The 16,872-nt window shown below is 51.7% G+C and carries 15 protein-coding genes; 9 read left to right on the top strand and 6 right to left on the bottom strand.

Annotation, left to right across the window (positions count from 1 at the left end):
* A partial coding sequence (locus Q7V06_RS03500; protein WP_304838160.1) for a 2Fe-2S iron-sulfur cluster-binding protein occupies window positions 1-859 on the bottom strand: 859 nt, incomplete at its 3' end.
* The gene (gene tfrA, locus Q7V06_RS03495) at window positions 856-2,484 is read right to left on the bottom strand and encodes a fumarate reductase (CoM/CoB) subunit TfrA (RefSeq protein WP_304838157.1); all 1,629 of its coding nucleotides are present in this window, start codon (window positions 2,482-2,484) and stop codon (window positions 856-858) included. The genes Q7V06_RS03500 and tfrA, both read right to left, overlap by 4 nt.
* A 74-nt stretch (window positions 2,485-2,558) precedes the next feature.
* Here tfrA and Q7V06_RS03490 point away from each other — a divergent pair, with 74 nt between their 5' ends.
* The 5 genes from Q7V06_RS03490 (at window position 2,559) to Q7V06_RS03470 (ending at window position 7,217) form a co-directional block, all read left to right on the top strand.
* Entirely contained in the window at window positions 2,559-3,947 is a 1,389-nt protein-coding gene (locus tag Q7V06_RS03490) for an aspartate kinase (protein WP_304838163.1), read from the top strand.
* Complete coding sequence (gene purM / locus Q7V06_RS03485; protein WP_304838154.1) at window positions 3,940-4,932, top strand: phosphoribosylformylglycinamidine cyclo-ligase; 993 nt, start codon at window positions 3,940-3,942, stop codon at window positions 4,930-4,932. Before Q7V06_RS03490 ends, purM begins: the two co-directional genes overlap by 8 nt.
* 41 nt (window positions 4,933-4,973) lie before the next feature.
* A complete protein-coding gene (locus tag Q7V06_RS03480) occupies window positions 4,974-5,735 on the top strand; it encodes a hypothetical protein (RefSeq protein ID WP_304838151.1) in 762 nt (253 codons plus the stop codon).
* Window positions 5,732-5,884, top strand: coding sequence for a hypothetical protein (locus Q7V06_RS03475; RefSeq protein WP_304838146.1), 153 nt, complete (start codon window positions 5,732-5,734; stop codon window positions 5,882-5,884). Before Q7V06_RS03480 ends, Q7V06_RS03475 begins: the two co-directional genes overlap by 4 nt.
* A gap of 106 nt (window positions 5,885-5,990) precedes the next feature.
* On the top strand, window positions 5,991-7,217 hold the full coding sequence (locus Q7V06_RS03470) for an NYN domain-containing protein (RefSeq protein WP_304838143.1): 1,227 nt from the start codon (window positions 5,991-5,993) through the stop codon (window positions 7,215-7,217).
* Window positions 7,218-7,250: 33 nt separating this feature from the next.
* On the opposite strand, the gene Q7V06_RS03465 is transcribed toward Q7V06_RS03470, so the two are convergent.
* Window positions 7,251-8,306: a PAS domain-containing sensor histidine kinase gene (locus tag Q7V06_RS03465; protein ID WP_304838141.1), complete on the bottom strand. Its 1,056-nt coding sequence runs from the start codon at window positions 8,304-8,306 to the stop codon at window positions 7,251-7,253.
* A 119-nt stretch (window positions 8,307-8,425) separates the two neighbouring features.
* Window positions 8,426-10,003, bottom strand: coding sequence for a small ribosomal subunit Rsm22 family protein (locus Q7V06_RS03460; RefSeq protein WP_304838138.1), 1,578 nt, complete (start codon window positions 10,001-10,003; stop codon window positions 8,426-8,428).
* Window positions 10,004-10,156: 153 nt separating this feature from the next.
* Between Q7V06_RS03460 and Q7V06_RS03455 the strand changes: the two genes are divergently transcribed.
* The 3 genes from Q7V06_RS03455 to Q7V06_RS03445 all read left to right on the top strand — a co-directional run bounded on the left by Q7V06_RS03455 (window position 10,157) and on the right by Q7V06_RS03445 (window position 12,665).
* Window positions 10,157-10,636, top strand: coding sequence for a tetratricopeptide repeat protein (locus Q7V06_RS03455; protein WP_304838135.1), 480 nt, complete (start codon window positions 10,157-10,159; stop codon window positions 10,634-10,636).
* 284 nt (window positions 10,637-10,920) lie between these two features.
* On the top strand, window positions 10,921-12,096 hold the full coding sequence (locus Q7V06_RS03450; RefSeq protein WP_304838132.1) for a glycosyltransferase family 2 protein: 1,176 nt from the start codon (window positions 10,921-10,923) through the stop codon (window positions 12,094-12,096).
* Between the two features lie 290 nt (window positions 12,097-12,386).
* On the top strand, window positions 12,387-12,665 hold the full coding sequence (locus Q7V06_RS03445; protein ID WP_342766187.1) for a stage V sporulation protein S: 279 nt from the start codon (window positions 12,387-12,389) through the stop codon (window positions 12,663-12,665).
* A 120-nt stretch (window positions 12,666-12,785) separates the two neighbouring features.
* Here Q7V06_RS03445 and Q7V06_RS03440 read toward each other — a convergent pair whose 3' ends face one another.
* Together Q7V06_RS03440 and Q7V06_RS03435 are read right to left on the bottom strand one after the other, a co-directional pair.
* A complete protein-coding gene (locus Q7V06_RS03440; protein WP_304838126.1) occupies window positions 12,786-13,916 on the bottom strand; it encodes a transposase in 1,131 nt (376 codons plus the stop codon).
* 139 nt (window positions 13,917-14,055) lie between these two features.
* The gene (locus Q7V06_RS03435; RefSeq protein ID WP_304838124.1) at window positions 14,056-14,562 is read right to left on the bottom strand and encodes a hypothetical protein; all 507 of its coding nucleotides are present in this window, start codon (window positions 14,560-14,562) and stop codon (window positions 14,056-14,058) included.
* A 532-nt stretch (window positions 14,563-15,094) separates the two neighbouring features.
* Here Q7V06_RS03435 and Q7V06_RS03430 point away from each other — a divergent pair.
* Window positions 15,095-16,231 (top strand): ORC1-type DNA replication protein, encoded by a 1,137-nt coding sequence (locus Q7V06_RS03430; RefSeq protein ID WP_304838121.1) that lies wholly within the window; start codon window positions 15,095-15,097, stop codon window positions 16,229-16,231.
* Window positions 16,232-16,872 lie beyond the last annotated feature (641 nt).

Raw genomic sequence — 16,872 nt, 5'->3', positions numbered from 1 at the left:
GTTTCATCACTTCCATCGCATCAAGTGCCGGTTCCGGAACCCTGCCATTGAACATGCACCCGACGAAGAAACCGATCGTCATCTTCACGGGACCGTCAGGCTCGATCACTTCAGGTACCTGTTCGAGGAATGTTGGTTTTGTCCGCTCAACACTTTTGCCGGTCCGCTCGATAAGCTCTGCCACCGCCTGGTGCCGGGGGAGGGTGAGACCTGCACGGTTTGCCCGTTCGCGGAGTTTCTCGATGGCCTTCCCCGGTATCTTAATCTGCTTTGGGCAGACCTCGACACACCGGTGGCAGGTGGTGCAGGCAAAGAGCCCCCGCTCGATCGCTTCTGTGATCCGGTCTTGTGTATCACGGGGGTCAAGGGCACACCGCATCTCCTGCCGCATGGCAGTCGGGCCTGCAAAATCGACCACCTTCAGTGCAGGGCATGCGGAGACGCAGCTTAAGCACTCGATACATTCCCGGAGGGGTTTGATCAGTTCGACCTCCTCTTTTGTAAGGGCCTGTGGCTCATCTGAGGGGAGAACTGTTGCCAGCCGCTCAAGCACCGGGGCGATGTCGGTTGCGAGATCGCGGATCACCGGGAGTTCAAGAGGGAGAACGACCATACCATCTGTCGCCTCCTGCATACAGGCAAGACCTGGATTTCCATTGATACGAACTGCACAGGAGCCGCACTGACCGGCACGGCAGCATGAACGGAAGAGGAGCGAGGGGTCATGGACGCGCCTTACCTCCTCCAGTGCATCGAGGACACGTGCACCATCGTTCACCGTCACGGTATAGGTCTCGTTATGCGGTGCTGTTTCTTTTGCCGGATCGAACCGCTGGATTGTAAGGGTTATTTCTTTCATGGGAGCCTCCGCAGTACCTCAATGCCCCGATATGATGGTGAGATCCGGGTATGGCCATAGGGTGAATCCAGAACACTCCACCGGACAGCACAGTCTGTTCTGACATGTGCTCCCCGTGACTCCTGCCGCATCAGCGCACCATCAAGGATCATCCCGGCAACCAGGAGCATATTCTGCCCTGTCCATGCATCCAGAATCTCAGGGCCGGAACTTGCACGGAGCCGTGCTGAAGCAAGATCCAGGATCGCTTCACGGGCCGCAGTAAGGGCAGATGCGGTCCGGTAGATCCCGGCACCATCCCACATCACCCGTTTCATCCTGGCAATCAGATCAGACGGTTTCATCTCACCCGCTTTGAATGCGGCGATCTTCTCTTCAACGGACCTGATCTGATCGGGCTCAATCCGCCTCTCCCTGACCTCAGTTCTGCCTGCCGCCTCACCTGCCCGCCGCCCAAAGACCTGCGTCTCGGCAAGGGCGTTTCCGCCGAGCCTGTTTGCTCCATGCACGCCGCCTGCCACCTCTCCGCAGGCAAAGAGTCCCGGAACGCCCGTCTGACAGTCAGGGGTGATTCTGATGCCGCCCATCATATGGTGGGCAGTCGGTGCGACCTCCATCGGTTCCTTTCTGATATCGACGCCGAAGGTGAGGTACTGCTCAAGCATCAGGGGGAGCCGCTCTTCTATCTGCTTCTCCGGAAGATGCGTCACATCCAGCCAGACACCGCCCCGTGGTGTGCCTCTGCCTTCAAGCACCTCGGTTGCGATCGACCGGGCGACCACATCCCGTGTCGAGAGTTCCATCCGGTCAGGGTCATACCGTTGCATGAACCGCTCACCATCGATATTCTTCAGGACACCCCCTTCGCCCCGTACTGCCTCGGTGATCAGTCTGCCCCGTGCATCATAGGGATAGACTGCACCGGTTGGGTGAAACTGGACCATCTCCATATCAATGAGTTCAGCCCCGGCACGGTATCCGAGTGCATACCCGTCGCCGGTTCCCCCTGTCGAGTTCGTAGTGATATCATAGATCTGCCCGGCACCGCCGGTGGCAAGGACGACGGCATCGGCTGCGATCGCACCGATCTCTCCATCCCGCGTTGAGGTGATCGCTCCGGTTACCCGACCGCCATCCTTTGCAAGTTCGAGTGCAGAGATCTCGTTTCGTATCTGCACCCTGGATGCGCGGAGACGTTCAAGGAGTGTCATCACGATCTCGTGACCCGTTCTGTCACCTGCATAACAGGTCCTTGGATATCGCTGACCGCCAAATGGCCGCTGGGCGATTGTACAGCCATCAGCTGCATCAAAGACCGCACCGAATCTGAGGAGGTCATCCATCCGATCCGGTGCTTCTGAAACAAGCACCTCAGCAAGAGCTCTGTCGTTTAAGAATGCACCTCCTTTCAGCGTGTCTTCGAGGTGGCCTTCGATACTGTCAGCCTCTCTCAGGACTGCATTATAGCCCCCTTCGGCCATCACGGTGCAGCCGCCCTTCCCGGCAATCGTCTTTCCAATAAGGATCGTATCGCCATACCGTGCTGCCTCAAGCGCTGCCCTGATCCCTGCACCACCGCTTCCGATGACGAGAACATGGCATTCCTCCGTCGTAATCACACCCATCGTATTATAACCATCTGCCGTGTAATAACTTAAAATACATCGTGGGGTTTGGTGAGCCAGAAATGAGGCTTGTAATGAAATTTGGCGGCACATCAGTCGGTGATGAGAAGTGTATCGCCCGCGTGGTCGATATCCTTGCAGCCCATCGGGAGAGAGGGGATGAACTTGCGGTCGTTGTATCGGCGATGACCGGTGTTACTGATCAGCTCATCGCGACTGCGCAGGAGGTTATCTGCTCCTGTGAATACCCCCCGATCGAGGCGCTGATCCATGCGCTCCGGTCAAGGCATATGAAGGTCCTGGAGACTGTTGCCCCGGACTATCTTGAAGAGGTCGGGGTGTATATCGATGATCGACTCGGTAAACTGAAGAATATTCTCACCGCGGTTCATACGCTCAGAGAACTGACTCCGAGATCAAGAGATTATATCATCTCGTTTGGTGAGCGGCTCTCTGCACCGATCGTTTCGGCGGCACTGAACCAGGCGGGGATCAATTCAACGGTGATGGATGGATGCGAGGCAGGTATCATCACCAACTCCTGTCATGGGGGTGCAGTTGCTCTTCCTGAGAGCTACTCCCGGATCCAGAGCAGGGTGGCACCGCTTCTCTCAGAATGCGTTCCGGTGATCATGGGATTCATGGGATGCAGCGAACAGGGATTTGTGACCACCCTCGGCAGGAGCGGATCAGATTACACCGGATCGATCATCGGAGCAGGGATTAATGCAGACGAGATCTGGATCTGGACCGATGTCGATGGTGTGATGACGACCGACCCGAGGATGATCCCGGAGGCACGGGTGATCCCCTCCATCTCGTTCCTGGAGATGATGGAGCTCTCGTACTTCGGAGCAAAGGTGCTCCATCCGAAATCGATCGAACCTGCAATGATGAAGGATATCACGGTCAGAGTGAAGAACACCTTCAATCCGGCCACACCCGGCACCGCTGTCGTCAGGACCGCACATCGGGAGAGGCGGGTTGTGAAAGCGCTCTCGATCATCCGGAAGGTGGCGCTCCTTACCATCGGAGGTGCGCAGATGGCAGGACGCCCCGGTGTTGCGAGGGCGATCTTCTCTGCACTGGCTGAACGTGAGGTGAACGTGATGCTCATCTCGCAGGGGTCATCTGAAGCAAATATCACCCTCGTCATCGATGAGGATCATCTGATGAATGCGATTGAGGGATTGAACGAGATCCAGAAGCGGGGCTATGTCAGGGAGATCACCTTTGACAAGGATATCGTTGTCATCGCAGTTGTTGGTGCAGGAATGGCCGGAACACCCGGAACAAGCGGCAGAATCTTCTCTGCGCTTGGGGAAGCCGGGGTGAATGTGATGATGATCACGCAGGGGTCGTCTGAAGTGAATGTCTCGTTTGTGGTAAAAGAGGGAGAAGGCCAGCGTGCCGTACAGGTGCTCCATGATGAGTACCGGTTATCGGAGGGGTGTAATGAGTAACGCAACATATCGTGAAGCTGGTGTTGATATCGATCTCGAAGCAGATGCGGTGAAGGCACTGATCGGATCGCTCTCGTTTCGCCGTACCGGAGAGTTTGGAATGGTCGGCGATCTCGGCCATTTCGCAGGATTAATCGATTTTGGCCCTTATGTCCTCGCCCTCGCAACCGATGGCGTCGGCACCAAAATGCTCGTTGCCGATGCCCTCTCTGACTGGTCAACGGTCGGGATCGACTGTATCGCGATGAATGTGAACGATCTCTATGTGATGAACCTGGAGCCGGTCGCATTTGTCGATTATATCGCGACCGATTCGCTCGATCCGGCGAAGATGAAGGAGATCGGAAAGGGTTTGAACGAAGGTGCACGCCAGGCGAATATGAATATCGTCGGCGGCGAGACTGCAACCCTCAAAGGGCTTGTGAACGGCCTTGATCTTGCCGGGACCTGTCTTGGTGTTCAGAAACGTGAAGATGTGGTGACCGGATCAGCCGTCTCACCAGGAGATCTGATCGTCGGTATCCCCTCAAACGGGGTTCATTCAAATGGTTTCTCGCTTGCACGAAAGATTACTCTTGAGAACGGCGGATATGGAACAGTTCTCTCAGATGGGAGGACCGTTGGCGAAGCTCTCATTACCCCGACCAGGATCTATGCTGAGGTGCTTGCTGTCTGCGCCGCCTGCACGGTACATGGTATGTGCCATGTCACCGGCGGCGGTCTGCTGAACTTCCTCAGGGTCGGGCCCTATGGCTTCTCCTTTGATGACCCGATGCCGGTTCCCGAGATCTTCTCCTGGCTTGCCGGGAAAGGGAATGTGACCGAAGATGAGCTCTACCGGACTTTTAATATGGGGATGGGATATGCGTTTATCGTCCCCGAAACAAGTGTTGAGACGATCATGGAGATGATCCCCGGTGCCCGTGTCGTCGGTCGCGTCATCGAGAAACGGGGTGTCTGGCTGAAGGGGAGAGAGATCAGATAAACCACACACGTTTTTTATAGTATTCGCTTTCATCAAAAGGTATGAAGATACCTTCTCTCTTCCTTATTGTTCTCCTTCTGGTCGCTGTTGCCGGATGTGTTGCATCAACCCCTCTGGCTGAAGCACCTGTTGCTCCGGCTACCGTCTCCCTCGTTCCTCCGGACTATCTTGAGGAGGCGACGATCACCCTGACGCAGCCTTCTGATCTGGTTGCTCATCCCTATACTGATCGTGACTTTTCACCTGCCACCACCGCATCGATTGCATGGTGGTTGTCACCGGATTTCTATGATACGACGAATATGTTCCGGACATATCTTCGATCGTCTTCCCCGGAGCAGTCTGCCTACCCTGAAGAGCAGCAGATCTTCTTTGGGTTCATCAGGGAGAATCTTGATGATGCTATTGCCGTATCTGTTGTTCCAGATGAGATCATACTTTTCCGGGGCATATCACCTGGTTTTGCGAACAATGTCCTCTCACATGCAGCATATATCGAGGACGCATTTGGATCGACATCATATGATATTACCATTCCTCTTGTGACATATGGAGTCCGGGGAGATGATGGGTACAAGAATGTCCTCCTGATGTCAAGGGCTGCAGGTGATCACCTCCTCTATATCAATGAAGGTGAACGGGAGATCCTTCTTCCCCGAAACCTTTCCTGGCAGGTGGTGAAGGTGGCTGAGATTGGAGAGCTTACGGTCGAATCTGACTTCCTGCTCTTCTCAAACAGAGCATTGCGCGAATCGGTTTCTGATGTGCGTATCATCACCGTTGTTCCGGTGGCGTCATCGTGACGAAAGAGGGGGATCGGCTGAAGCGATCCCGGTTCGTTATTGAGAAGGAGGATATCCGGATCACCGGTCACCGGGAGCCTGATGCCGACGAGGTGAAAGAGGCGGACCGAATCCTCTCAAAGGTGATGCGGAAGAGAGAGAGGTCATAATCTCCCGCATCCTCTTCATAAGAGGCGGGCTTGATACCATACGCCTTTTTCTCTTCTCCCGTTAGAGTACCCACAGTATATACACCCTTCCGGGGTTGGATACACTATGGAAAATAAACAATTTACCGAAGAACGGGATCTCTTCTGCGCCATATATCTCGATTACGAGAACCTCGCAATATCTGCCGAACAGTCATATCCGGCACTGGAAGGTCCCCTCTCCCTTGGACCGATCATCGATTATGCTGCATCACTTGGTGACATCTGCATCAGGAAGGCGTATGCGGACTGGTCGACAGGTGAGTGTGCGGCAGATGTGAAGAAACTCGTCAAGTACGGCTTTGAGATGCGGCATCTCCCACAGACGAGTGCACGCGGAAAGAACGGTGCGGATATGGATATGGCGCTTGATGTGCTTGAGGATATGATCCTGCTCCCTCATATCGGTCTCTTCATCATCGGATCAGGTGATACCGATTTCATCCCATTAATCAGGCGTCTCCGTGCCCGTGGAAAGATGGTCTATGTGATGGGTTTTGACAGCTCTGTCGGGAGCGTCATCAAAGAGAACTGTACAAAATATCAGTCGCTTGATGAGCTCCTTTGCCTGAGTCCAACTGCCGCAGGCAGTGATCCCGTCTCGGACGATGATTCGGCTATCATCGAAGAGGACCGGATTGCAGCCCGGGACCTTGTGATCAGGTTTGTCAGGACGAGGACAGACGAAGGGCCGGTCTTCCTCTCGGATTTGAAAAATCAGCTCATCCGGATCAACCCGTCCTTCTCTGAGAAGAAACTCGGATTTTCGTCCTTCAAGAAGTTCATCGGGTCGCTTGAGGGGGATGTTGTTCTTGGGATCATCACCGACCGGAGGACCGGACACCCTCTTGTCACATTCAGAGACCTTGATGAGATCGATCCTGTAAAAGTCGATGCGAACAACTGTCTGGCGACCTGTTTAAACTCCCGTCTCCGTTTCATCGGGGACCGTGCTGTTCGTACACGGATATTTGAGCTGATCCTTCTCCTCTTCCAGGATAGGCGGCCCCGGTCAATTCATGAGATGGCAGCAGCCATCTATCCGAAGATTGATCAGTCCGTCTCAAAAGCGACACTCAACCGTGTCCTCTTCGGCCTTGGGGGTGAAGGACGGGTCTTCAGGTACTATCGAAAGGACCCGATGGTGCCGCCGATCGACTCTCCACAGGTCTTAAACGAATCTGTCAGGACAGTAGCTGATATCGAGACGGTCTATCTTGCCTCAGCCAGGGAAGCGGTGAAACGTATCTTCCCTGATATGGACGACGCCGATGTTGAGCGGGTTGTCCGGTGATGAGAGGTTCAAAAGAAGGTGTGGTGTTCCTGCTTAAACAATTCTGTATGAACCTTTTGGAATATGGATGGCAAAACGTGCCCCTTCTCCATAGATCCCCTCTTCGCTGATGGTCATCTGGGTGATCGAGAGGATCTCGCGGGAGAGGAAGAGGCCAAATCCTGTATTTGTATAGTATCCTCTGACGAAGATGGCACTCTTCTTATCCTCCGGAACACCTGATCCGTCATCCTCGCAGAGGAGTGCGATCCCTCCCTCCTCTTCACGGCAGGAGAAGGAGATGCGGGAGATACGGCTGCCGCCATGGCGGATGGCATTCTCGATCAGATTATAAAAGACCCTCTCGATTAAGGGATCGGCATAACATTCCACCTTCGGGAGCTTCTTCTCGATTGCGATCGTCTTCAGGCTGATCTGGGCGGCCGCCCTCTCAACCAGATCAGAGACAGTAAACCATTTGGGCTCTGTAATCCCGACATTCTGGTAATCGCGGGTGAACTCGATCTGCCGCTGGATCGTCTTTGCGCTCGCAAGTGCCTTATCGATATACGCTTCTGTTGCCGGTGTCGCCTCTTCCCGTGCAAATTCGAGGTTGCCAAGGAGTACCGTCACCGAATTTAAGATGTCATGGCGGGTGATGCTTGAGAGGAGGTTCAGCTTGGTATTAGCGAGCCGGATCGCCTGTTCCGCCTTCTTCCAGGGATCGAAGTTGATCACAATCCCGGTGAGGACTGCGGGACTGCCGTCACTCTTCCTCTGTGAGATCATTCCCCGGTCATAATACCAGAGGTATCCCCCGTCTTTTGTTTGCATCCGATATTCTGCTTCATATAATGCCTTCTTCCCGGTGAGATGGTCCCGCATGGCATTCATCGTCTTATCGTGATCCTCGGGATGAATGAGATCGGTGATCTCATAGACGGTGTTTGGGAACTCAGATGGATCATATCCAAGCATCGTTGCCTTCTCAGGGCTGTAATCGACATGGCCGGTCTCAACATCCCATATCCACCATGCAAGGTTTCCTGCAGCAAGTGCACGTTCGATATGATCTGCCTCAAGAAATCCGCCATTTCTCTTTTCAGCCATATAATCCCCTTTAAATAAAATTCTATGATCGATAGTGTTATCTTTTATACATCCAAAGACTCTTTTTAATGTCTTATATCTCGTTTGAAGAGAGGCTGCATCTTTTTGCCCTCTTCACCTCACTTTTTCTTCTGCTTTCCTACTTTGGATTTTTGACCTTCTGTGCTTCTCCTATTTAAAGCCCTCTTCGTCTCCCGTCTCGCTTCCCGTACCCGGACAGTATCTCCCTCTTCAAACCCTCCTCCGAGAAGCTCTGCTGTTGATTCTTTTGTCAGGAGGAGATGAAATGCATTATATTTTTTATGGTGGCGGACCAGCACACGGTCGAGCCTGAGAACCGATCCATAGGTCGCAGATCGAAGGGCGGTATTCTTCTCACTCTGGTGATATGCAGGGAGGGCGGCATAGGCTTCCAGTTTTCCGGTTCCATCACAGATCCGGTAGAGGAACGTTCCTGAATCCCCGATATTTCCTGAGATCTTTGATGCAATGATATTGATCTTTTTCCCTTCATGGAGCGGGAGGCGGGAGATCCGCTCTGCTTTTGCACCAGGTGGCACCCGGTACCCGATCTTTGATCTGCTGTCCCTTCTATGGATCGCATATGATGCTTTGATATCGGTATTATGGAACCGGTATGGCTCATCCGTCTCTGCAACCGCATTCATCAGGCGTGTCGGTGAGACCTCGGGGAGTGCAACAAAACTCCAGCACCGTTCGACCGTACAGGGTACTCCTCTGATATCATTGCAGGGGGCATATATCGGGAGACCACGCTCCTTCAGGCGGCGGGAGAGGATGCGAAGCTCTGTTGCATTGGTGAGATCAGCCGGTTCACAGATAAGGATCGTCCCGTCTTCCCTGAGGTGTTTTGAAAGCCTCATGACCGTCTCCTCGCGGATGTTTTGATCCTGGATCTCGTTTAAGACATTGGCACAGACTATCAGATCATATGGCCCTTCAGGGAGTTTTGAGTTCGGATCAGTGATGTCAAGGGTATGGGGGGGGAGGATGGTGCAGGCGCTGTCCTTCCCGGCGAACGGTTCAGCAATGAGCCTGTATGCCTCGATGAACTCAGGAGCCTGTTCGATCGTATGAATAGTTGCCTCGCATCCCGGCATCTCTGACAAGAGCGAGTGAAGCGCAAGTGTAACCGTTCCCGGTCCGCATCCGACATCAAGGACCACCATCCTCCCGGGTAATAATCCGTCCTTCATCAGCTCCCTGATGAGATGACGCATCTGGATGAAGTATGTCGGGAACTGATAGGCAAGATACGCAAAAATGCTGTATGCGGTCTTATATCGAATGACACGGTCATCGCCTTCCTTCCAGTATGTCTCCTTCTGACCGATGATCGCCTCCCGTATCCGGTCAAGGGTGAGTGGGTCTTTCCATGATTTTCCGGTCTTGGTCCTGATATATGCCTCGATTGCCGTCTGGATCTCCGGATCAACCTTTCGTCCGGATGGGGCATCTGCCGGGATACAGGGGGGACGTCGTCTCCATTGGACGATCAGATCCCCCTCCCCTTTTACCACCTCGCATCCACAGTCAGAGAGGAGTGGCAGGATCACCTCAAGCACTCTCTCCTGTTCCAGGGAATCGTTTATACCTTCCTGAAACTCTGAAAGGGCGAATATAGGCCGCTCCCGTGTCCAGCGGATGAACTTCGTCTGCACTGTCTCGTCCGTCATCAGATCCTCTGTAGTAATCAGAGTCCACGGGTGATGAAACCGCCGCCTCCCTCTGATACCGGCATACTAATAACTATGTGTTCTAAACCAATCTCTATGAACTACTTGAGTAAAAACCTGATAATCTACTCTTGTCTGCTGATTCTTGCATTTATGTGCATTCCGGTGGCGGCAAGTGCCGTTTCGGCAGGTGAGTATTATAATCAGGGATTGGATCTCGCAAGTCAGGGGCATTATTCCGAAGCGATCGCTTCATTTGACAGGGCAATTGAGCTTAACCCTGATCACTTCCTGGCATGGACTGCCAAAGGTGTTGCCCAGAATGAGCTTGGCCAGTACAATGAGGCTGTTTTATCTTTTGATAAGTCAATTCAGATTCAACCGGATTACTATCTGACCTGGGATAACCGGGGGGTTGCACTTGCAAATCTTGGCCGCTATTCCGAGGCGGTAGCCTCATACGATAAGTCAATCTTGCTGGAACCCGGTCATACTCAGGCAAAAGTAAATCGTAACGCTGCACTTGAAAGAATGGGAGGGCAGCCGCAGCAAGAGCAGTCTCCGCTCGTATATGCACTTCCTGGTGTTCTTGCTCTCTATACTCTGGTTATTCTTGGAAAGAGGCGGGGTTGATCTCGTATTGTTCTCCTACCCCCGTATCTTTTTTTGATTGATACGTGTCTGCTGGTTGTGCTCTCTCCCACAATAGCATAAACAGAGAATATTTGCCTTTTTATGTTGTGTTACCACCTCATTTTGGGCATGTTCTCCTGATAATAAACCGGTAACTTCTATTAGGTCATGATTGAAGAACAATATACTGAAAAAATGCTCATACTCTCTTCGGGGGTAACAGGCATACAAGATGAAAATGATGGTTTTGCCATGCACTTTCATATAAATGACAATTGGCTCAGATGATGATACAGACCTCAGATAATTTGAATGGATCTGCAGAAGATCAGGAAATTGTCCTTTCGGTTGTTCTTCCTGCCCTGAATGAGGAGAAGACCATTGAAGTCTGTATCCAGAAGATTCAGCAGGTCTTCTCTGATCGGGGTATCGCCGGCGAGATCATTGTTTCCGACTCCTCTACTGATAAAACAGCGGAAATAAGCAGGAAACTTGGGGCAATTATCGTCCATCCTGAGAAGAAAGGGTATGGGAACGCGTATCTCGCCGGTCTGGCACTGGCACGGGGGAGATATATTGCCATTGGCGATTCTGATAACACCTATGATTTCCTTGAACTTCCAAAACTTCTTGATGCGCTTGACAAAGAAGGGGCGGATATGGTCATGGGATCCCGACTCAGAGGGGAAATTTTACCGGGTGCAATGCCCTGGCTCCATCAGTATGTCGGAAACCCTCTGCTTACCTGGGTTTTAAACCGTGTTTTTCATATCGGGATATCTGACGCGCACTCGGGTTTTCGGATCATACGGAAGGATGCACTCGATCGCCTGAACCTCAAGACCGGTGGGATGGAATTTGCCTCTGAGATGATCATTGAGGCAGCTCAGACGGGTCTCACAATAACAGAAGTGCCGATTCACTATTATCCCAGGGTTGCCCCGTCAAAACTGGAGAGCTTCTCGGATGGATGGCGGCATGTCAGGTTTATGCTTTTTTATCGTCCAGGTCCGTTCCTTGCAGTGCCCGGTCTCTTGTTTGCAATATTCGGTATTTCGATGATGATTTTTTTCTTTGCCAAAGGCGATATCGAGACATCCTATCTCCACTCTTTCATTCTGGCATCTCTTGCCTTCATCGGGGGTGTGCAGACGATGTTGATGGGGATTGTTATCTGGGTATATTCTGCCCTCTATGGGTATAGTGAACGGAGTGGTTTTATTGAGAGATTCCTGGATTATCATACACTGGAGCGGGGTTTTATTATTGGAGGTGTATTTATCCTTGGAGGACTTATCATCGGCTTTGATATCATCAGGCAGTGGGTGGCATCCGGGTACGGACACCTCTTCCAGATTGCAAATGCCGTCTGGTCACTGGCTTTTCTCCTGATTGGGGTGCAGATTGTCTTCTCAACGGTCCTGATAAGCATGATGCTCCTGAACTGCACGAGTGATTGATGGTGAGTGCCTCATTCCGGGGCATGTCACTGCATCAGGATCCCCACATCATTTCTCAATGCTATTTCCGTCCAGAAGCTATTTATTTAATCAAAATCCATCCTTTATTGTGATTTCAGTTTCCCGATAAACTTTATATGCAAGGGAAATTGGAGAAGCTGAAACGTCTTTCATAGAGCATACTATTCCAGAAACATTGGAGGTAAACAATTATGACAAATGGCATTGAAACAGACGAGACCCAAATCAATGAAGAGACCAGATACAGTGTAGAAACTAACAATTTGCCGATGAATATTAAAGACGGGAAGATTAAGGTTGGAGCCCAGTCATCCCCAAAGAATCTTGCCGGTCTTCTGGTAGCAGTGATCAAAGAGCGTGGAAAGGCCGAACTTCAGACGATCGGTGCATCATCACAGAACCAGGCTATCAAAGCAATAGCAATCGCTCGTGGTATCGTCGCCCCGAACGGACGCGATCTCATCTGCAGCCCTTCATTCATCGATATTGATATCAATGGAGAAGACAGGACCGGTATCCGGCTGGTTGTTGAGTTCAGGCCTGAATAGGCAATTCCAAAAACCGGTTAAAAAAGCCGGTAATAAATTTCTTTTTACATTATCATGCTGCTTCTTCTTTGCTTTGTTCTTTGAGGCTACCCCCCCACAAACCTGACAATCATTACAGAGTCAACTACCCACGACTAAAGTCGTGGGCTTGCCCTTCCATCTTCCTGATCTCTTGGGTTCAGGACGGAGTGCGATAGGCTGGTTGACATCAGCCCTTGATGCGATGTTTTTTGCGGCGTTGATATCGGCGTTTTCAGCATGTCCGCAGTCGATACAGAAAAAATCCGATTGAGTTTTTCGGTTTTCCTTACTTGTATACCCGCAATGAGAACATTGTTGAGACGTATACTGTGGATCTACAAGATATACCGGGATACCCACCATATGCGCTTTATACCGGATATACATCGCAATTTCATAGAACGCCCATTTACCGATTGCTGAGGTTAAGGCTTTATAACCGGGAACCCGATCTCTGATACCCGTTAGATCCTCTAACGCGATACCGGATTGGGTGTCTTTAGCTTCAGCAACAATCTGTTTACTGATACAGTGGTTTGTATCATTTTTGAATCGGCGCTCTTTCTTACTGATTTTCTTTAAGTGTTTTTTTGCATTCCATGTACCAACGGATTGGAATATTCCTTTGATACGAGTGTATTTTTCTCTGGATTCAGTGCATTTCTTACCGGAGAAGATTTCACCTGTTGAAGTGGTTGCAATATTGACTATACCGAGATCGACTCCGATGATCTCTTTGGGTTGGATCTGGGGTTCTTCAGGAACATCAACCACAATAAGAAGATAAAATTGGTTTTTTATAAGGACGAGATCAGCCTGTCCTCTGACTCGTTTCAGGTCGAGAGGTTGGGATCTGCCAAATGACATTGATATCTTTTCTCTTCCTTCAAGTGTTAGGATTGAACACGCGTCAAGAGTTTTTATCGTCAGGATACGTTGATCGTAGATGATTGCACCATGGGGTTTAAATTCATGGTAACAGGATCGATCCGCAAGATAACTTTCAGATACTTTTCCGACAAGGCGGACGGTCATCTGAGCTGACAACCCGAACTGGCTGCGGATGTCATAATAGAGGTTTTTTTGGATTGTAACTTTATCAAAAACCTTGTTTCTCCAGGCAAATTCTGAAACGTAGTTACATGCTTCATTGAACCGCTCCATTGTACGGAGAAGTTTTAGGTGTTGATCCTTTGTTGGGTGGAGTTTCGTCTTCACCGTTAGAAGCATTAAATAGATGTCATTATTCAATATATTTAATGATATTTATGTCGGCATTCCTCCCAAGACTAAAGTCATGGGCTTCCTGCCTGTTTGATCGTGAAAGCGGGAAGACAGAGGTGCTGAAAGGGGGAGGTATTCCCCGGTTTCAGCAGAGTGCCGGGACGGTGTCTGCCCAGTCCTCGACGGTATCACGGATGAGATCGTCCTGGTAGCTCGAAAGCCGGACGGTCTTTCTGGTGAAGGTGAGGGTATAGGTCTCCCCGTTCTCGTCATGGCACTTCAGTGCACATGAGTAGGTGTCCTTTCCGGCATCCCGGATCGGTGTGCCCCCGACTGCTGCGGTGAGTGCTGCGTCTGCCATGAGAGCAGTTGCAGCGGCATTCATCCCGGAGATGGTCTGGGCGGTGACAGATGCTGCTCCGATCCGTGCACCATCCGAATTGACGTACACGATCCTTGCGGTATACTGTTCACGTCCCCGGACAACTCCCAGGACGGTCTCCCCGGCCTGTTCATAACTGACACAGTCGAAGGGGTTGTTTTCGATGATATCTGCGACCACGCTGTTGAATGCCGTGGTGTCGATAAACGGCACCGGAAGAGTCCTAAGTGACGTCTTTGTGTTGCTCTTTTCGATAAAGTCTGTTGCCATTGTTCTGGCTCCTGCCGGGCATACGATGCCTCGACATTACCTATGTTGGCACCGGGGTATGATGGGGATGAGCCGTGTGTGCGGGGTGTGAGTGTTTTTTGGAAGATGGAATGAGCGTATTTTTCTTTGACAATGTGGTGTTTTGATGAGGTGTGGAAGTGGGCAGTGGATATTCTCTCTTGACCCTGCGGGGTGTGAGTGTTTTTTCTCATCCCAGAAGAGCCTTCTAAAAAAAAAAGGTAAGGTACTCCCCTCGAGTATGATCTTTCATAATAGTATTATTCTTCATACTCCGGGTGAAATATCCAAAAGATCGAAACACATTCACCCCGCACCCCTCTCCCTTATAGGAACGAAGAATGAAACAATGTATCAGGAGAGCACGGGCTCTCTTTCTCTTTGAATAATAGTATGATATTTCATACTCAGTATGATCTTTTCTGATCTGTCCCCTGGGATATCCCCTGTGAACAAAACACTTTCACCCCGCACACGGCTCCCTTCTTTATCTCTCCACGCCATTTTGATTAGAATGAGACAGCGATTCCTCTTATCTGATCAGACCCTCTTTAAAAATCCCGATATCCTTGAGTTCGATTATATGCCTGATCAGATCTCTTTCCGGGAGATGCAGCTTGCAGACCTTGCCTTCCGGATCAGGCCCGGCATGGCCGGTATGAGACCGGTCAATATCCTCTGCCGTGGCCTGCCGGGTACCGGGAAGACGACCTGTATCCACCACCTCTTCTCAGAGATCGAGGAGGCGACAAAACGGCTCGTCCCGGTGTATGTGAACTGCCAGAACGATCGGACGAAGTATTCGGTCTATTCCCGGATCTATTCAAAGCTCCTCGGCCATGCTCCACCAAGGACCGGTGTCGCGGTGAGTCGGCTGATGGATGCGATTGCGAAGGTGATGGTCGAGCGGGATATCGTGCTCCTGATCTGCCTTGATGATCTCCATTACCTGATGTATGAGGATGTCCTCAATTCTGTCCTCTACTCCCTCCTCAGGATGTACCTCGACTATCCCGGCTGCCGTGTCAGTGTCATCATGTGCGAGAGTGATCTGGATCTTGATCTCTCCCGTGCAGTCGACGGGAGCGTCTCTTCGAGCCTCTGTGCAGAAGAGGTCTCCTTTCCCCCGTATTCGGGAGACGAGATACGTGCAATTCTGAAGGACCGGATGCGTGAGGCGATCTGGCCCGGTGTGATCTCTGCCGAGATGCTGGATCTGATTGTTCTTCAGACGCAGAAGGCGGCTGATCTCCGGGTCGGACTCGATCTTCTGAAGAGGTCTGTTCTGAAGGCTGAATGGGCGGCCCGTTCAACTGTTGTCAGGGAGGATATTGTCTATGCGTATGGGGATGCAAGTCTGGTCAGGCTGAGGGAGACGGTCCGGGTTCTCTCGGATAAGGAGCGGTGTATCCTCCGGATCATCGCGGATCTCAGGAGCTATCCGGTGGTCACCTCAGGGATGGTCTTTGCCAGGGTGCAGGATCTGGGTGGTGTCTGCTATACCTCCTTTTATGAGCGGGTGAAGACGCTCGAAAAGCTCGGGCTCGTTCAGCTCACGGTCCGGCAGGCGAAGGGGAGGACGAGCGAGATCCGGCTGAGGTACGAGGCTGAGGAGGTGGAGAAGGTGTGTGGGGGGAAGAAGAAGGGGTGAATGGGGTGGGTGATGTGGGAAAAACGCTCAGGATGCCCACAAGGGCAACAGGCATACATGATGAAAATGATGGGTGTTCCCATGCATTTTCATATAAATGGGGTGTGGGGGAGTCGGGAATCGATCTACATCCGAATACGTATCAAAAAAGTTGTCCCCACGGGTGTGGGGAACTTGGTAGCGCTTCAATGGAGCTACGCCTTTTCAGGAGGGTCATCCCCACGAGTGTGGGGAACTCCTCCGGTGATTAGGACACAGGGAGATCTCAGTCGGTTCATCCCCACGGGTGTGGGGAACTCGGCTAATGCCGGTGGGTATTACACGGGTGAGGCGGTTCATCCCCACGGGTGTGGGGAACTCTCGATGCCGATCTGGGTGCCAGCCTCGACCGCCGGTTCATCCCCACGGGTGTGGGGAACTCACTCCTATCCTCCGTAATACCTGAGCCTCGGTCGGTTCATCCCCACGGGTGTGGGGAACTCTTGAGTGTTGGCATGAACGTTTCTTTTGTTGACGGTTCATCCCCACGGGTGTGGGGAACTCTCAACGCAGACGTTGCGGGCGACGGGCTCGCTCGGTTCATCCCCACGGGTGTGGGGAACTCGACAGAGGCAACGGGGATCGTTGTTCCGCTCTCGGTT

The organism is Methanocalculus sp., assembly GCF_030651615.1.
Taxonomy (GTDB): Archaea; Halobacteriota; Methanomicrobia; order Methanomicrobiales; family Methanocorpusculaceae; genus Methanocalculus.
Note: the sequence above shows the minus strand (reverse complement) of the source record. Positions and strands in the feature narration are given on the sequence as shown.